Genomic DNA, 16817 nt, shown 5'->3' on the forward strand with positions numbered 1-16817 from the left:
CAGATCACGATGACGAACGACCACGACCAACCAAACGAGACTGGCTGCACGCTGTGTGACCTCCCTGTCGAGGGCAGCGGCGTGACAGACGACGGTAACGACTTCTGCTGTGTGGGCTGTCGAGATGTCTATCAGACACTCGGCGACCTCGAGGTCGACGTCGATGCCGACGATGTTCGTCGTGCTCGAGCGACTGCCGACGACCAGCGCCACACACGAGAGGTGCCTGCTGACCACGAGGCGACGTTTCTCGAGGTTGACGGGATGCATTGTGCGACCTGTGAGGCGTTTATCGAGTCAGTGTCGCGCGATACAGACGGTGTCAGCGACGCGAGTGCGAGTTACGTCACCGACACAGTGCGAATCGACCACGATCCGGAGACGGTCTCACAGGAAGCGCTACAGGACGCGATCAGCGGCCTCGGATACAGCGCCTACGACCGCGAAGACGCGTTCAGCCGCCGAAAAGCCGACAACTGGGCGATGGGGCGGGTCGTCGTCGGTGCGCTCATGGGCATGATGGTGATGTTGCAGTATATCGTGCTCATCTACCCGATCTACTTCGGCGGGCTGTTCTACGACGATCGGACGACGGAGTTCCTCGAGGCGACGCTTGCGAGCTCGCTTGCGACGCCGTTCTATCTCGTTATCGCCGCCCTCACGACGATCGTGTTGGCCGTTACAGGAAAGCCGATCTTGCAGGGAGCGTACGTCAGTGCCCGAACCAGATCGCCGAACATGGATCTGCTCGTTGCGATCGCGGCCGTCAGCGCGTATCTCTACAGTACGCTCTCGGTCGTCGTCAGCGGCCCCCACATCTACTACGACGTCACCGTGGCGATCATCGTCATCGTCTCCGTCGGGAACTACTACGAGACGACGATCAAACAGCAAGCGACCGAGCGCCTCTCGGATCTCACCTCGATTCAGGTCGACGAAGCCCGTCGGGTTCGCGACGACGGAAGCCACGACGACGTCGCTGTTGCCGATCTCGAGGCGGACGATCACGTGCTGGTTCGGGCCGGTGAGCGGATCCCTGTCGACGGCGACGTCGTCGACGGCGAGGCCGCGGTCGACGAGGCAGTTATCACGGGCGAGTCACTGCCGGTCGGGAAGACCCCCGGCGACGCCGTCGTCGGTGGCTCGATGGTCGCCGACGGTGCGGTCACCGTCCGCGTCGGGGAGAACGCGACCAGCAGTCTCGATCGCATCACCGAACTCGTCTGGGATCTTCAGAGTGGCACCCACGGCATCCAGAAACTCGCGGACAAGCTGGCGACGATTTTCGTCCCGCTTGTGCTCGTGCTTTCGATCGTTGTCACAACGCTGTATCTTGCCGTTGGCTACGGGGTGGCCGCTGCGTTGCTCATCGGTCTGACGGTGTTGATCGTCTCCTGTCCGTGTGCACTCGGGCTGGCGACGCCGCTTGCGGTCGCAGCTGGCGTTCGAGATGCCTTGGAGCGCTCGATCGTCGTCTTCGACGACAGCGTCTTCGAGCGCATCCGTACCGCGGACACCGTCGTCTTCGACAAGACGGGGACGCTGACGACCGGCGAGATGACCGTCGTCGAGACCGACTGTGAGGACGACCTCAAGGCGCAGGCGGCGCTGCTCGAGGCCCAGTCCGCCCATCCGGTCGGGCAGGCGATCGCCGCCGATCGACCGGTCACCGACGGGGGCTCGCTCGAGGAGACAGCGACGGAGTCGGAGTCGGCGTCAGCGTCGACCACAGAGAACGACCGCGTGACGGCGTTTGAGTCCCACCGAAACGGCGTCAGCGGCATCGTCGACGGCGAGGAGCTCATCGTCGGCCATCCGGACCTCTTCACCGATCGTGGCTGGACAGTGCCCGACGAGATTGCCACACAGATCGACGACGGTCGACAGACCGGGCAGGTTCCGGTCGCCGTCGGTCGGAACGGGACTGCGGAGGGCGTCATCGTCGTCGGTGACGAACTCCGCGGAGAGTGGGCGGAGACGCTGACAGCGATTTCGGAGACCGACACCGACGTCGTCATCCTCACTGGTGACGACGCGAAAGCTGCGAGTCGCTTCCGTGAGCACCCATCCGTCGATCAGGTGTTTGCGGGTGTGCCACCGGAGGGGAAAGCCGAGACTGTTGAGCGACTCAAAGAACGCGGCCAGACGGTCATGATCGGCGACGGGACCAACGACGCGCCAGCGCTCGCGGCCGCCGACCTCGGAATCGCGCTCGGCGGTGGCACCGCGATGGCCGCCGACGCAGCCGACGTCGCCCTCGTCGACGACAACCTGGGCTCGGTCGACACCGTTTTCGAACTCGCTCGAGCCACTGATCGACGCGTCAAAGGCAACATCGGCTGGGCGTTCTGCTACAACGCGATTGCGATCCCACTCGCCGTGACGGGACTGCTCAATCCGTTGTTCGCGGCCCTCGCGATGGGGGCGAGCAGCCTCCTGGTCGTCACGAACTCCTCGCGGCCGTTGCTCGACGACTGACGTGGATCGTCCATCTCGTGTGCTCGCCGAACAGCGTCCTTGGTCGGGTCGACGAACTGCAACCAGTCAGTGGACTAATGCGTTAGCACAGCCATAGTGTCGGATATGTCCGACCGGGCCGATGCGTCGGGGTGGCTTTCCGAGGGGCGGGCGTTGACCGTCCTTGCGCTGGTCAGCGTCGCACTCGCCGCCGTTATCATCTTGCCCTATCTCCAGTACGTCCTCCTCGGAGTCGTCCTCGCGTACATTCTGGAACCGGCACAGCGACGCCTCGAGCGCGTCGTCAGACCGATGACTGCTGCGCTCACGCTCGTCGTCGTCGCCATCCTTGCGATCCTCCTACCGGTTGCGTACGTACTCGCAATCGCGCTCCGGCAGGCCCTCGAACTCGTCGGCGCGGTACAGGATGGGAGATTAAACATCGACGACATCGAGGCGCAACTCGAGGAAACGGGTGTCGACGTCGATCTGGTAGAGATGTACGGCATCTATCAGGAGCCGATCGCAGCCGGGTTACAGGGGCTTGCGACCAGTGGAATCGAGTTCGTCAGTGGGCTCCCGGGCATTCTTATCGGGATTACGGTGACGCTGTTCGTGCTCTTTGCGCTGTTGCGAGACGGCAATCGGCTCGTCGCATGGAGCCATACGGTCGTCCCGATCGACGACGAGATTCAACAGGAACTGCTCGCGGAACTGGACCAGCTTATGTGGGCCTCCGTGATCGGTAACGTCGGTGTCGCAGCCATTCAGGCGGTGTTGCTTGGCGTCGGGCTGGCTGTTCTTGGCGTCCCCGCCGTTGTCTTGCTCACCGTTGGGACGTTCGTCTTCGCGTTGCTCCCACTGATCGGTGCGTTCGGAATCTGGCTCCCGGTTACGGTCTACTTGCTTGCCGTCGGCGAGTTCATCCCCGCGGCGGCGCTCGTCGTCTACGGCTCGTTGGTCAGTGCCTCCGACACCTATCTGCGGCCCGCGCTGATCGGCCGAACCAGTGCGTTCAACTCCGCAATCATCGTTGTCGGAATCTTCGGCGGCCTCATCGTCTTCGGCGCAGTCGGGCTATTCATTGGCCCCGTCGTCCTCGGCGGCGCGAAAGTCACCCTCGACGTGGTCGCTCGAGAACGAGCCCAGAAAGATCCTGTCTCAGCGGCGGACAGTTCGGCCGACGACGCTGCTGTCGACACTGACACAGAAACCGGCGTTCGAGAAGCACCAGATCGAGAGGCAGACACAGGGGCTGACGACGGGCGAGCGCCATCCCCCGACGCGACCGAGGAGGAGACAGCTGAAAAAGCGGTGTCCGAGCCGAACGGGGAGACAGATGCTGAGACCGAAACCGATTCCGACACCGACACTCCGTCGTAGCCACCGTGTGTCGGTCAGCAGCTCGATACGACCGCCGCCGAAGGGGTGCGTTCATTACCCTATGACCACTACGCACACGTATCATGCCTCGACTCGACTCGAGCAGGCGGCACAGATGTCTCTCGTCTGGTTCGGTCGGTCGGGGCCAGTACTACTATGCACGGATCTGACGCCACCGGGAGTCCATACGCTCCCCACACTACCGAGGAACGCTCACGGATGCTCGAGGCCATCGGCGTCGAGACGGTCGACGACCTCTTCGACATTCCGACAGCTGTCGAGTTCGACGATGCGTTCGGTATCGATTCCCGATCAGAACAGGAGACGAGACGACTGGTACGCTCGATCCTGGGGCGCAACGACACGTTGACGGAGCTGTTGGGTCGTGGCCACTACGGCTACTACATTCCGTCGCTGGTCAACCATCTCGCGGATCGCTCGGAGTTTTTGACCTCCTATACGCAGTATCAGCCCGAAGTCTCGCAGGGCTTCCTGCAGGTTCTCTTCGAGTACCAGTCGCTGCTAGTCGAGTTGACCGGTCTCGAGATTGCCAACTGCTCGATGTACGACGCGGCGACGGCACTCGGCGAAGCCGCAACCCTTGCCGAGCGCGTTCGGGAGACAAGCGGCCACCGCGTGCTCGTTCCCGACCGCCTGCTCGAGGGCCGGCGCTCGACGCTCGAGAACTACGTCGCCGGAACGGATCTCGTCGTCGAGGAGTACCCCCTCGATGACGGTGTTGTCGACCTCGAGGGTCTCGAGGGGATGGTCGACGAGGACGTCGTCATGCTCTACGCCGAGAACCCGACGGTCCGCGGGACGATCGAGGAGGGACTCGAGTCGATCGGCGACCTCGCGACGGCCCACGACGCGCTGTACGTTCTCGGTTCGGACCCGATTGCACTCTCGTTGCTCCAGCGGCCGGCGGATGTCGGTGCCGATGTCGTCGTTGGCGACGCGAGTGTGCTCGGGCTGCCGACCAGCTACGGGATGGGGCTCGGCCTGTTCGCGACGCGCGAGGACTTCCTCCGGCAGGTCCCCGGCCGACTGGTCGGGGCCAGCGAGGACGCGACCGACCGGCGTGCGTACACGCTCACCTTACAGACCCGCGAACAGCACATTCGCCGAGAGCGGGCAACGAGTAACATCTGTACGAATCAGGCGTGGGTTGCGCTCCGAACCGCGATTCACGCCGCGTCGCTCGGGCCACACGGTATGGTCGACCTCGCAAAACGTGGCGTGACCCGCGCCGAGGATCTTGCAGAGCGACTCGACGAGTTGACCGGTGTCACGGCCCCAGTCCACGACCGGCGTCACTTCCGCGAGTTCGTCGCCCACGTCGACCAGCCCGCAGCCCCGATCGCCGAAGACCTCGAGCACCGTGGCTTTGCGGTCCACGTCGTCGGTGAACACGAGATTCAGATGTGTGTCGCTGGCGTGTCGGATGCGAAACTCGAGCGGTTTGTTGCCGCGTTCAAAGAGGTGGTACAATGACCAACAACGCAGAAACGCCCGAAGACGGATCGGTTCGCTACGACCAGGCTCGCTACGTCGAGAACGGCCAGTACGAGCCGTTGCTCGCCGAGAAGGATCTCACCCGCGTCGAGATCGGCGACGATGACGACTCGCCGCTTCCTGACGACCTTACACGTGATCGCCTCGAGTTGCCCGACCTCTCCGAACCCGAGCTGGCGCGCCACTACACGCGCCTCTCCCAGATGATCTACGGGATCGACAGCGGCCCCTACCCGCTTGGCTCGTGTACGATGAAGTACAATCCCAAGTTCACCGAGGACGTGGCGGCGCTGCCGAGTGTGGCCGTCCACCCGGACCGCTCGGAGCGCTCGACGCAGGGGAGCCTCGAGCTCATGTACCGCCTGCAGGACTATCTGGGCCGAATCGGCGGGATGGATGCCGTCACGCTCCAGCCACCTGCTGGTGCGGCCGGCGAGTTCGTCGGTATCCGTGTCGCCGCGGCCTACCACGAGCACAACGGCGAGGGCCATCGCGACGAGGTCATCATCCCCGACAGCGCTCATGGGACGAACTTCGCGACCGCCGCACTCGGCGGCTACGACGTCGTCTCCTTGCCAAGCGACGACGAGGGACGGGTCGATCTCGAGGCGCTCGAGGCTGCCCTCTCGGAGAAGACGGCTGCGTTGATGCTGACGAATCCGAACACGCTCGGCCTGTTCGAACGCGACATCACCGAAATCGCCGAGATGGTCCACGACGTCGGCGGGTTGCTCTACTACGACGGCGCGAATCTGAATGCCCTGCTCGGCCGTGCCCGGCCGGGAGATATGGGCTTCGACGTGATGCACTACAACGTCCACAAGACGTTCGCGACGCCCCACGGCGGCGGCGGCCCCGGTGCCGGCCCAGTCGGTGTCGTCTCCGAACTCGCCCCGTTCCTGCCGTCACCCCGGGTGCGCGAAAGCGAGAGCGGCACAAGCGAGCCAACCTACGAACTGTTCGAGCCCGACCACACCATCGGTAAGGTGCACGGATTCCAGGGCAACTGGCTCGTCCTCGTCAAGACCTTCGCCTACATCGCGCGACTGGGCGACGACGGACTCACTGACGCCAGCGCGAAAGCCGTCCTGAACGCGAACTATCTCGCGAGTCAACTCGAGTACGACGTTCCCTACGAGCCGTTCCACCACGAGTTCGTCGCCAGCGCCGGTGACCAGGACGCCGCCGACGTCGCCAAACGCATGCTCGATTACGGCGTCCACCCACCGACGACCAAGTGGCCCGAAATCGTCCCTGAGGCGCTGATGACCGAGCCGACGGAAGTCGAAAGCAAGGCCACGCTGGATCGCCTCGCCGCCGCGTTCAACGCCGTCGCCGACGAAGACGACGAGGCGCTCGAGGCTGCCCCTGGCCGAACGACCGCGCGCCGGATCGACCAGACCAGTGCCGCCCGCAACCCGCGGCTGTCCTGGCACGCGCTCGAGGACGAGTAATCGCGCCGCTGGACTCGATCTGCTCCCCGGAGTCTTTGGTTTCAGCCTGTTGGATCGTTCGACGGTGATCCGGAGCCGTTTTTCAGGTCGTCACTTCGCTGGCGTCGTGAGCCCGTCTTCTAAATGCTCGAGCAAGGCGGGATGGAGCGAGCCGTTCGAACCGAGCAGCGCCCGTCGCTCGTCAGTCTCGAGGGTGAACTCGAAGGGGGCACCCGATTCATCTGTGATCGTCGCGCCGGCGGCACGGGCGATGATGAGGCCGGCCGCGATGTCCCAGGGATGTGTGTCGTGTTCCCAGATCGCATCAGCGCTGCCGCTGGCGAGATAACAGAGGTTGAGCGCGGCCGAGCCGAGCCGTCGGACGCCGCGTGACTCCTGGTAAAAATGCGAGAGGAAGATGCCGTCGGGGTCGTAGCCCGAAATGAGCATGCTTTCGTCGAGTCGCTCCCGGTCGGTGGTCCGGATCGGATCGCCGTCGCGCCAGGCACCCTCGCCCGCGATTGCGGTGAACAACTCGTCGGTCTCGGGGACGTAGACGACCCCCATCACCGGCTCGTCGTCTTCGATCAGTGCGACCGAAATCGAGTAGTTGGGGTTGCCGTGTGCGAAGTTCCCGGTGCCGTCGAGTGGATCGATGACCCACAGATAGTCCGCATCCTCGCCGGTCTGGCGGGTGCTCTCTTCGGAGAAGATCGCATGGTCTGGAAACTCGTTGCCAACGGCGGTCGTGATGATCCGGTCGGCCTGGTGGTCGGCCTCGGTGACGATGTCTGATTTGTTGCTTTTGACATCGACCGATTCGACCTGCCCGTGGAGTTCTCGTAGCGGCTCGCCGGCAGCTCTGGCGGCTTCCGTGGCGACCGTGAGCGCATGTTTGACGGTGTCCGTCTCGCTGTCCGCTGCAGTCGGTTTCGGGGATGACGTTGTCTCGAGTTTCTTCTCGGGTGGCACCGCTGCTTCCCGGAGATTCCAGCCCAGTTTCTTCGTGATCGCTGTAAAGAAGTGGTCGTCGTAACTCGTTCGAACGACGTGGGCGCGTTTTGCAGCACCTGTGATCGTCATCTCGTCGTCCTCGCTCAAGATCGTGTGGGCGCGGCCGCCGTCAACCAGCAGACTGGCCTGTCCTCTCGTGATAATTCGCAGTTCCGTCTCGGGAGAGACGACGATCGGTCTGACGCCGAGATTGTGCGTATGCAGCGGGACGATCTGGAGGGTGTGATTGTTCACCGGGTAGTGGACCGGGCCGTTCGCCGACAGCGAGATCCCCGTCGAGCCAGTCGGCGTCGAGACGGCAAGCCCCGTTCCCTCGAACTCACCGATATACTCGTTGTCCGCATAGACGTCGAGTCGCGCCACCTTCCGGTCGATGGGGTTCTCCGGGGGCACCTGCTGGATCATGACATCGTTGATTCCCGTCGCGTCCACGCCGGGCGCAGTGACGTGGACCTGCTGGCGGCTGTCGACTGCGGCTCGCCCGCACAACACCTCCTCGAGGGCGTCCTCGAGGTCTTCGGGCTCGACACGAGCCAGAAACGCAAGCGTTCCCGTGTTGACGCCCAGCTGTGGAATATTCCGCGGCGCGAACGTTTTGACACCCTCCAGAAAGGTCCCGTCACCGCCGAGGGTTACGCCAAGCGTGGCACGGTTTTCGTTGTACACCCTTCCAACATCGTCGCCGACGTCGACGCTCGAGAGGCCGATATCGTGCTTGGCGGTCCAGTCAGTGAGTGTCTCGAGCGCCCCCTCACTGTCGGGGCTGACGATCGCGATGATTTCGTCCGTCGTTGCCAGTCTGCGCCCTTGCATACGTAGTTTCCTAGCAGTCGTATCTGTTTATGCGTTCGCCGTGGTTCGACGCGTGAAGACGCTGGTGTTCAACCGTGAGCAGGGCAGTTCTCATCGCCACTGACCGTTACTGCACACCTGCTCGAGACCGGCTATACGATGGGCATGTCCATTCAGTCGTTTCTCTACCCCCACGAGACTCCGGACTAAAGCGGCTCGAGTCGAGCGTTAAACGCGGTACTGCAGCCCTGGAACCAGGGGAACACTTGTGTCGCTGAGCGATGAGATGTGCGTATGGCCGTCATCGATATCGCTCGTGGGACTGTCGTTACTGTCGAACCGGACGCGACGCTTTCGGATGTGGTCCAGACGATGCGAACCGAGCAGGTCGGGAGCGTGATCGTTGTCTCGGCGGACGAACCGCTCGGCCTCGTCTCCGATCGAGACCTCGCGTTCGAGGTCCTCGCTGAGAACGGGGCCACGAGAGAGACGCCAGTCGCCGAAATCGTCTCCGAGGATTTCCTGACGGTGCCCGCCGACGCGGGCGTCTACGATCTCGTCGACCTCATGTCCACCAAAGGCGTTCGTCGACTCCCCGTGGTCGACGACGGCGACCTCGTCGGCATCGTATCGCTTTCCGATGTCGTCGTCTTGCTCGGTATGGAGCTCCAACACGTCGCAAACACGATCCGTGCAGTCTCGCCAGCCTACGAACGGTCCACGATGGATCGGTAGTGTGCGTGTCGACTCGAGAGCTCGACTCTGTACCTCTCGCTCGAGTCGACGAGAAGAATGGGTGCAGTCGCAGTCCGTTACGCGCTCGAGTCGACGAGAAGAATGGGTGCAGTCGCAGTCCGTTACGCGCTCGAGTCGACGAGAAGAATGGGTGCAGTCGCAGTCCGTTACGCGCTCGAGTCGACGGCCGTCCCGTTGTCGCTGATCTGAACGAAGCCGTAGTCACACTCTGGACAGTGCCATTTGACCTTCTCGCCGAGGTGCAACGTCGTGCTCGCGGCGCGGTAGAACGTTGCCTCAGTCTCACAGTCCGGACAGTAGTGCTCGAGTTCCATAGCCATGGTCGGGTGTTGCGTACGGTGTGTGTTGAAGATACTGATTCCGGCATCCGTTGTCGGACCACTGATGAGGCAGCGATCACACAACCCGCCTGACAGAAGTTAAGTACTCTCCGTCCGTCGAACTGGGTATGTCGATCTACACAGGTCGTGGCGACGAGGGGAAGACTGATCTCCGAGATATGACCCGGGTCTCGAAATCGAGCGCCCGCATCGAAGCGTACGGTACCGTCGACGAACTCAACGCCCTCATCGGCACAATTCGACCGACCGACCACGACGACATCAACGAGCGACTGCGGACGATCCAGAATCAGCTCCACGTCGTCCTGGCGGATTTTGCCAACCCCGACCCCGACGAAGACGACCCCGTCGTCCGCGCCGAACACGTCGACACCATCGAGGCGTGGATCGACGAGTACGACGAGGAACTCGAGCCACTGACCTCGTTTATTCTGCCGACTGGCAGCGAACACGGCGCGAAAATCCACCACGCACGGACGGTCTGCCGACGCGCCGAACGGCGGGCAGTCTCGTTGGCCAACGAGGAACCGATCAACGAACAAGCCGTCCAGTACTTGAACCGTCTCTCTGACGGCCTGTTCACCCTCGCTCGTGTCGTGAACAAACGCGACGGCGAACGCGAAGAACAGCCACAGTACTGAGACGAACCGCTGTTATCCACGTCTTTTGTCTGCGGTCCTCGAGGCCGACCGATAACGGTTCAGCCACCGGTCTGCGTGTCGAAGCCGTCCCGAGCCGCTTTCTGTCGTCTGCGAAAGGGCTATATTCGCTGGTCGCCTCCAGACTGTCTGAGAGTCATGAACAAACACTTCCACGACAGCCTCTACTACGCCAAGCGAGCCGGCAAACACGCAACACTCGGCGTCCGTGAAACCCTTCGACCCCACCTGACCGCGCTTCGAGTTCGGCTGGGACGGGAGCCAGCCCCCGAGCCGGATCGTCTCGAGCGGGTGCAAACGGGTCTCGAGCGGCTCGAGCAGACCACCGAACGACGCGTACGCAGCGTTGGCAGCGTGCTCGAGCGCCGAGTTCGGTAATGGGGTCGGACGGGGCTGTCGACGACCGATGAAAGGAAGTCTTAAGTCGAACGCCCGGGAATCATTTCGTGCGGGTTGGTGATCTAGTCCGGTTATGATACCTCCTTCACACGGAGGAAGTCGGCAGTTCAAATCTGCCCCAACCCATTTCTGACGACACAACGACGAGGAGCGTAGCGACGAGTCCGTGTCGTCAGAAATGGAGATGGCAATTTGAACCAGACGAGTCGCGCACAGCGAACGGACGTGAGCGAGCACGTCTCGGCGTGGTTCAAATCTGTCCCAACCCACCGCTTTTGTACCGAACCGTTTCACAAGATCTGAGTGCTGTGGTAACCGACCTGGATTCGTCTACGGAGTTGGAGAGAGCAGCGATTCCGACTGCTTATTTGTAACTGGTGTTCCAACCGCTGGTGCACATGAACACAGACGAGGTGGCGGAGTACGTCGAGCAGTCACAGCAACTGCTCGAGGCATCCCCGCAAATGAACGAGCAGAATACAAAAGTGCGGCTCGTTCAGCCGCTGCTCGAACTGCTCGGCTGGGACCTGTACTCGACTGAAGTCGACCTCGAATACACGGTTCCGATGGGGTCCGGAAGTACGTACGTCGACTATGCCCTTCTCGTCGGAGATTCGCCGGTGGTTTTTGTCGAAGCGAAAGCGGCCAATTCAACGCTCAGTTCGAAGCATGTCGAGCAGCTACAGAGCTACATGCGACAAGAACTTGATGTGGACTGGGGAATTCTCACAAACGGAACGGAATTCGAGGTGCTCGCGAAAGACCACAGCAGTAATGGAGCAGAAGTGTCGGTTGTGCAGTTCAATCTTGACGATCTCGCTGGGAATCCGAGCGTGCTGGAACTGCTTTCCAAGGAGGCGATCCGCTCCGGAAAGGCGGGTGAGATCGCTGCACAGGTGGCACAGACGAACGAGGCAATTCGGTATCTCAACCGAAACGAGGACGAAGTAACAGAGAGGGTTAGTGACGCAGTTGAAAACGAACTCGGAACTGTGCCGTTGGATCTGAACGAGCAGGCTCGAGAGTTCGTCCAGCGGCTGGTTTCGGCGCTTCGGGACCAGCGCCAGTTCGTCAACGAAGCGTCTGCAACCGGTACTGGTGAATCGCCAGTCGATCCACCAGCGGAAACAGAACCGAATGAGGACGAGTCCCAACAGTCACAACGGAGCAAGCTCGTCGGAACGGTCCCACGAGCCGCCCTCGAGGGTGACGAAGATGCAACGGTCGCTGTCTACCCGACCCAAGAGTCCGGCCTCGAGTTCCTGCGAGAGAACGCAGCATGGGGATTCGTTAGAGTGGGACGAGAGTTCGACTACATTGCGATGTACGTTTCCGGAGCGAATCGTGAAATCCGGTTCTTTGCGGAAGTCGACGACATCGTGGAACCGCACGAGGCAGACATCGAACGTGGGTTGGATAACTACGATGTTGGAGCGGGCGAGAAAGTAATTCGATTCGAGCGAGAGTCATTCTACGAGTTGGAAGACCCGATACCGTTCGAATCCAAGTATCCACAATCCCGTCGCGATACGACGCTCGGAAAGCTGCGAGCTGCAGAGACGACGGACGACCTCTTTTAGTCCAGCCGATTTCTCTGCTCGAGACGACTGTCATCAAATTGTATCCGAGAGTATTCAGTCCCTTGGTGCCAAATACCAACCATGGCGACGGCATCGGAAGAACGGCCGGTACTGGTTGCAATCTCGAACCCCGAGCACGCCGAGCAGTTGGCTCGGACGGCCGGTGATCTCGCTCGAGCAACCGATGGCGTCGTGCAGATCGTCTCGGTGGTGGTCAAGTCCCACGAATCGCCGTTTTCGGTGTACACTGACGACGCGATCATCGAGCAGTACTCGGGCGACGCACAGGAGACGCTGGATCGAGCAACCAGCGTCGCGCCCGAGGACGTGACGGTCACCGGCGAGTTGGTGGTCGGCAACTCGGTGTCCGATGGCCTCCTGACAGCGATCGAACGAACTGACGCGCGGGCGCTCGTGGTCGGCTGGCAGGAGCGCCGTAGGCGGACCGACGCGGTGCTCGGGACGACCGTGGATCGGCTGCTCGAGCGAGCGTCCTGTGATCTCTACGTCGAACGGATCGGCAGCGAGGCAAACGGCGTCGACTCGGTCCTGCTGCCGGTCGCTGGCGGCCCACACGTTCGTCCGGCAGCCACCATCGCAAAGGCGATCGCCGCTCGCAACGACGCCACGGTGACCGTCGTCTCCGTTGCTGGCGCCGACGTCAGTACTGACGTCGCACAGGAGTCGACCGTCGACGTACAGTTGACCCTCGAGGAGACCCCAGGGCCGAGTGTCAACGTGCAGATACGGCTCCACGACAGCGACGACATTGTCGGGACGCTCGTCGACGAAGTGGCCGACCATGACGTCCTGGTGTTCGGTGCGACACGCCAGGGGGCATTGCACCGACGACTCGTTGGGTCGATCCCGAGGGCTGTCATCAAACGAACCGATCGGACGGTGATCCTTGCTCGAGCCGGTGATGCTGTCGGCGGACCAGTGCTTCGACAACTGCAGCGGCTCAGAAACCTCCCGTAACTGTGTCTGTCAAAGCACAAGCAAGTCCAGTACTGGTGGGCTGTACACCGAGACAGATTTCACGATCGAGATGAACGATTAAGGATTATCCCGACCACTGGGTGAGTATCTACGATCTACAGGAAGCCTGAATCCGGATACCACCACGCTGCCGTCGGGTTTCGCCGTCCATAGACTCTTGTTCGCGTGCGACACAGTTGTAACAGATGCAGTACTACGAAGACATCGAAATCGGCGCTGTTGACGAGTTCGGTGAGTATCACGTCACAAAAGACGAACTCGTCGAGTTCGCCGAGCAGTACGACCCACAGCCGTTTCACGTCAACGAAGAGGCTGCCACTGACTCCGCGTTCGGTGAACTCATCGCGTCCGGGTGGCATACCGCATCGATCTGCATGCGGTTGCTCGTCGATGGTGCGCTCAACGAACAGGCCGGCATGGGCGCCCGTGGCGTCGACGAACTCCGCTGGAAACAGCCCGTCACGCCGGGCGATACGCTGTCGGTTCGGACAGAAGTCGTCGACAAACGCGTCTCCGAGAGCGATCCCAAGCGGGGGTACGTCGACACCCGTCTCGAGGGCATCAATCAGGACGGAGACGTCGTCATTTCGTGGCTCGCACACGGCATGATCGAGCGACGCAATCCTGCCGAGTAGCTCACGGCGGTGTGGGCAGCCAAGTGACTCGAGTGGTCGACAGAGCGGCAGTCGACTCGAGAGCTATACAGTTGTCTCCACATCGAGCGCTGCGGCGAGAATCGCGGTCTGAACCGTCCGCAGGTCGGTTTCCTGAATAGTTGCGGCGGCCCGGAAGCGCTCGCGAACCTCGGTCACGGTCTGCGGGGTGGCAGCGAGATGGACGAGGGTGAACGCATCAGGCGCGACGGCTGCAGCGGACTCGAAGTCGGCTTGGTCGTAGAGGTCGGTAAACGACGCGCGGATGTCCGCGACGAGTGCAGCTGTCACCTCGCCACCGGGGTCACCGGCAGGCACTGAATCCATACTGTCATCGAAGTACGTTTCGGGGTCGACGACGCCCGCTTCGTCGTAGAGTGTGTCAGCGAGTGCGTCGGCGACTGGCCCCGAAACGTACACGCCGAACAGTTTGTATTGATCGCCGCCAGTCATACCCGACAGTTTGAGGCCGACATATAAAAAAAGGACGAGCGGCGTCTGGGGTCTTTGCGACGTCGTGTTCGCCAGACGTCGCTCACACTGCCTGACAACCGTCAGTAACCGCCCGATCGCGTCTCACGGCTCGTCACGTCCGCGACGAGCGTTCGCGTGCGATCGGTGCGTGAATAGTTTGGCAGTATCAGAAACGCCGCCGAAGTTCCTCGAGCAGCCTCGGTGGAAGATCCAGACTCGCCAGAACCTCGTTTCGCTGGGTTGGTGTTCCGTGGCCAGCGACGAACCCATTGAGTCGGGCTACGACTGTCGAATCAACGAACGCGTCGCCGTACTGTGCCGCGAGTTCGTCGCCGACGACCGGTGTCGAGCGAAGTTCGTACTTCTGGTGATAGTCTTCCGCGAGGAACAGTTGATCGAACGGTTCAATCGCGGTTTCGACCGACTGGCCGGTTCGCTCCTCGAGTGTGGCTCGCTGGTTCGTGGCCACCTCGTGCTGGTGGTCGTCGTGGGTGAGAACGACGCCGCGATACTGTCGTTTGGGTGCTCTCGACGCCCAGTCGTGGTTCGCCCAACACACCTCGAGCAACTCGTCGTAGGTGACGGTCTCGGGATCGTACACGACGTGTACGACTTCGGTGTGATCACCGAGAGCGTGATATCGTGGCGTCGGGGTCGTCCCGCCAGCGTAGCCGACGCGTGTTCGAACGACGCCCTCCATCGCACCGAACCGGGCGTCCGGTCCCCAGAAACAGCCCATTCCGAACGTCGCCGCCCCCATCTCACTCGGTGAGACAGCGGTGCCGTCCTGCTCGAGGGGTGGCGACTCCGTCACGGCTGGGTCTGGCTCGTCCATACCGAATCGACGGGGCCGGAGAGTTTTAGACTAGTGGCTCAAGGCAGGCGCTGATGGGAGCGAGGAGACACAGTGATCGGCAGAGAGTATCGGACGAACCGAACGACAGGTGGTCGATCAGCCGGACAGCCGCTTTCTATGTCCGTCTACCCGGCTCAAAACTCGTAGTGAGCGATCTCTCTCGATCGACAGGTCGGACACTCCTCGCGGTCGGAGTCGAACTTCTCGCCGCAGTTCCGACATTCGTACAGCTCCCCACTGGTACTGGCGAACCGTCGGAGTCGAGTCATGACACTCATCCCACCAACACGTTAGGCGGACAACAGTATTAGTAAAGGTGCAAGCATTGTGCGCGACCGAACAGCTTCAGCGGGTGTTCGGGATCCAGAACGATCATCGAACACGTCACGCTCGAGGAGCACAGTCCAGTGAAGCGATGTGTCGGCGGCGCTGGTGCCTATGGGAGCCGTCTCGAGGCCCGTGACGGCCGATCAGCTGTCGACCGAGGCCGTTGCCGTCCCCGTCAGTAACGTCCGACCGTATTGGTTCGTCGCCTCGAGAGCGACCTCGACGACTCCGTCGTCGGGGTGGCTGTCGACGAGTTTGCTGCTCGCAATAATCGTCTCGCCGGGAACGACCGGGGACTGAAATCGGACGCCAAACGCAGACACCGACTCGAGGCCGACCCAGTCGGTGACGACCCGTGAGGCGATCCCAGCCGTGAACATTCCTTGCCCGAAGACGCTTTCATTGCCGGCCGCGCGGGCGTAGGACTCGTCGTAGTGGATCGGGTTGAAATCGCCGCTCGCGCCCGCGTACTTCACGAACTGCTGGCGTGTGACGTCTTCGACGACGATCCTTGGCCCAGCATCGCCGACGGCGAGTTCGTCGAGAGCCGTGACCGCAGGACCGTCCTCGACAGCCGATTCGAACCCGGTCGTCGGTGACGCCGTTTCGCTGTCGACATCGTTCGAGTCAGCCGCTGTCTCGCCGCGTTCTGCGGTGTCCTGTACCGCATCCTTGGTTTCGATCACGGTCGCCTGCTCCGTGAGGACGAGCTCGGCGGCGTCGTCCCGGTATGCCGTCTCGAGGACGGCGAACGTCATCGTTCCGGCGCGACCGCCGTCGCGCTGGTAGACCTCTGTGAGCGTCGTCGTCCCCGTCAGAACGTCGCCGACCTGGAGCGGTCGTTCGTACTCGTAGGCCTGCTCGCCGTGGAGAACGTATTCGGGTTCGAATCCGAGGTCGAAGCCGTGGCCCTCGACGCCGTCAGCCCGATACCGCGGAAATGCGCTGACGCGGGCGTACGTCAGCGGGGCCGGAAGACGGTCGTAGCCACGCTCGCGGGCAACGGCTCCGTCCCGAAACACCGGATTTGGATCCGTGATCGCCCGTGCGAACTCCTCGACTTTCCCCCGTTCGATCCGGAACTCCTCGACGGTGACCCGCGAGTCGCCGACCATCGCCTCGAGGTCAGCCATCGATTTACTGGGCACGGATGTCACCTTGAGCGACTGAGCGAATCTG

General features: G+C 62.2%; 16 protein-coding genes and 1 tRNA gene. 11 read left to right on the forward strand and 6 right to left on the reverse strand.

Annotated elements, in window-relative coordinates:
• Positions 1-9 precede the first annotated feature (9 nt).
• The 4 genes from DV706_RS00715 (at position 10) to gcvPB (ending at position 6809) form a co-directional block, all read left to right on the forward strand.
• Positions 10-2478: a heavy metal translocating P-type ATPase gene (locus tag DV706_RS00715; protein ID WP_006067814.1), complete on the forward strand. Its 2469-nt coding sequence runs from the start codon at positions 10-12 to the stop codon at positions 2476-2478.
• Between the two features lie 105 nt (positions 2479-2583).
• Positions 2584-3840 carry an AI-2E family transporter gene (locus DV706_RS00720; protein WP_006067815.1) on the forward strand — a complete coding sequence of 419 codons (1257 nt, stop codon included), beginning with the start codon at positions 2584-2586 and terminating at the stop codon, positions 3838-3840.
• A gap of 156 nt (positions 3841-3996) precedes the next feature.
• Positions 3997-5334 (forward strand): aminomethyl-transferring glycine dehydrogenase subunit GcvPA, encoded by a 1338-nt coding sequence (gene gcvPA / locus DV706_RS00725; protein ID WP_049889997.1) that lies wholly within the window; start codon positions 3997-3999, stop codon positions 5332-5334.
• Positions 5331-6809 carry an aminomethyl-transferring glycine dehydrogenase subunit GcvPB gene (gene gcvPB / locus DV706_RS00730; protein ID WP_006067817.1) on the forward strand — a complete coding sequence of 493 codons (1479 nt, stop codon included), beginning with the start codon at positions 5331-5333 and terminating at the stop codon, positions 6807-6809. The genes gcvPA and gcvPB overlap by 4 nt, the downstream gene beginning before the upstream one ends.
• Positions 6810-6899: 90 nt before the next feature.
• Here gcvPB and DV706_RS00735 read toward each other — a convergent pair whose 3' ends face one another.
• Positions 6900-8615 (reverse strand): NAD(+)/NADH kinase, encoded by a 1716-nt coding sequence (locus DV706_RS00735; RefSeq protein WP_006067818.1) that lies wholly within the window; start codon positions 8613-8615, stop codon positions 6900-6902.
• Positions 8616-8888: 273 nt separating this feature from the next.
• Here DV706_RS00735 and DV706_RS00740 point away from each other — a divergent pair, with 273 nt between their 5' ends.
• Positions 8889-9329, forward strand: coding sequence for a CBS domain-containing protein (locus DV706_RS00740; protein ID WP_006067819.1), 441 nt, complete (start codon positions 8889-8891; stop codon positions 9327-9329).
• Positions 9330-9496: 167 nt separating this feature from the next.
• On the opposite strand, the gene DV706_RS21605 is transcribed toward DV706_RS00740, so the two are convergent.
• The gene (locus DV706_RS21605) at positions 9497-9670 is read right to left on the reverse strand and encodes a DUF7838 family putative zinc beta-ribbon protein (protein ID WP_169331124.1); all 174 of its coding nucleotides are present in this window, start codon (positions 9668-9670) and stop codon (positions 9497-9499) included.
• 128 nt (positions 9671-9798) lie between these two features.
• On the opposite strand from DV706_RS21605, the gene DV706_RS00745 reads away from it, so the two are divergent.
• From DV706_RS00745 to DV706_RS00770, 6 genes are all read left to right on the forward strand, one after another.
• Positions 9799-10332 (forward strand): cob(I)yrinic acid a,c-diamide adenosyltransferase, encoded by a 534-nt coding sequence (locus DV706_RS00745; protein WP_006067821.1) that lies wholly within the window; start codon positions 9799-9801, stop codon positions 10330-10332.
• Between the two features lie 156 nt (positions 10333-10488).
• Positions 10489-10728 carry a DUF7553 family protein gene (locus tag DV706_RS00750; protein ID WP_006067822.1) on the forward strand — a complete coding sequence of 80 codons (240 nt, stop codon included), beginning with the start codon at positions 10489-10491 and terminating at the stop codon, positions 10726-10728.
• A gap of 72 nt (positions 10729-10800) precedes the next feature.
• A tRNA-Val gene (locus DV706_RS00755) sits at positions 10801-10875 on the forward strand.
• Between the two features lie 272 nt (positions 10876-11147).
• On the forward strand, positions 11148-12329 hold the full coding sequence (locus DV706_RS00760) for a type I restriction enzyme HsdR N-terminal domain-containing protein (RefSeq protein ID WP_006067823.1): 1182 nt from the start codon (positions 11148-11150) through the stop codon (positions 12327-12329).
• A gap of 81 nt (positions 12330-12410) precedes the next feature.
• Positions 12411-13307: a universal stress protein gene (locus tag DV706_RS00765; protein ID WP_006067824.1), complete on the forward strand. Its 897-nt coding sequence runs from the start codon at positions 12411-12413 to the stop codon at positions 13305-13307.
• A 206-nt stretch (positions 13308-13513) separates the two neighbouring features.
• Positions 13514-13963 (forward strand): MaoC family dehydratase, encoded by a 450-nt coding sequence (locus DV706_RS00770; RefSeq protein ID WP_006067825.1) that lies wholly within the window; start codon positions 13514-13516, stop codon positions 13961-13963.
• Between the two features lie 63 nt (positions 13964-14026).
• Here the strand turns inward: DV706_RS00770 and DV706_RS00775 are convergent, their stop codons facing one another.
• The 4 genes from DV706_RS00775 to DV706_RS00785 all read right to left on the reverse strand — a co-directional run bounded on the left by DV706_RS00775 (position 14027) and on the right by DV706_RS00785 (position 16771).
• A complete protein-coding gene (locus DV706_RS00775; RefSeq protein WP_006067826.1) occupies positions 14027-14434 on the reverse strand; it encodes a hypothetical protein in 408 nt (135 codons plus the stop codon).
• A gap of 187 nt (positions 14435-14621) precedes the next feature.
• Complete coding sequence (msrA, locus tag DV706_RS00780; RefSeq protein WP_006067827.1) at positions 14622-15290, reverse strand: peptide-methionine (S)-S-oxide reductase MsrA; 669 nt, start codon at positions 15288-15290, stop codon at positions 14622-14624.
• Between the two features lie 155 nt (positions 15291-15445).
• Complete coding sequence (locus DV706_RS22255) at positions 15446-15580, reverse strand: hypothetical protein (protein WP_006067828.1); 135 nt, start codon at positions 15578-15580, stop codon at positions 15446-15448.
• Between the two features lie 201 nt (positions 15581-15781).
• Complete coding sequence (locus tag DV706_RS00785; RefSeq protein WP_006067829.1) at positions 15782-16771, reverse strand: FAS1-like dehydratase domain-containing protein; 990 nt, start codon at positions 16769-16771, stop codon at positions 15782-15784.
• Positions 16772-16817: the final 46 nt, after the last annotated feature.

It is taken from the genome of Natronorubrum bangense (assembly GCF_004799645.1).
Taxonomy (GTDB): Archaea; Halobacteriota; Halobacteria; order Halobacteriales; family Natrialbaceae; genus Natronorubrum; species Natronorubrum bangense.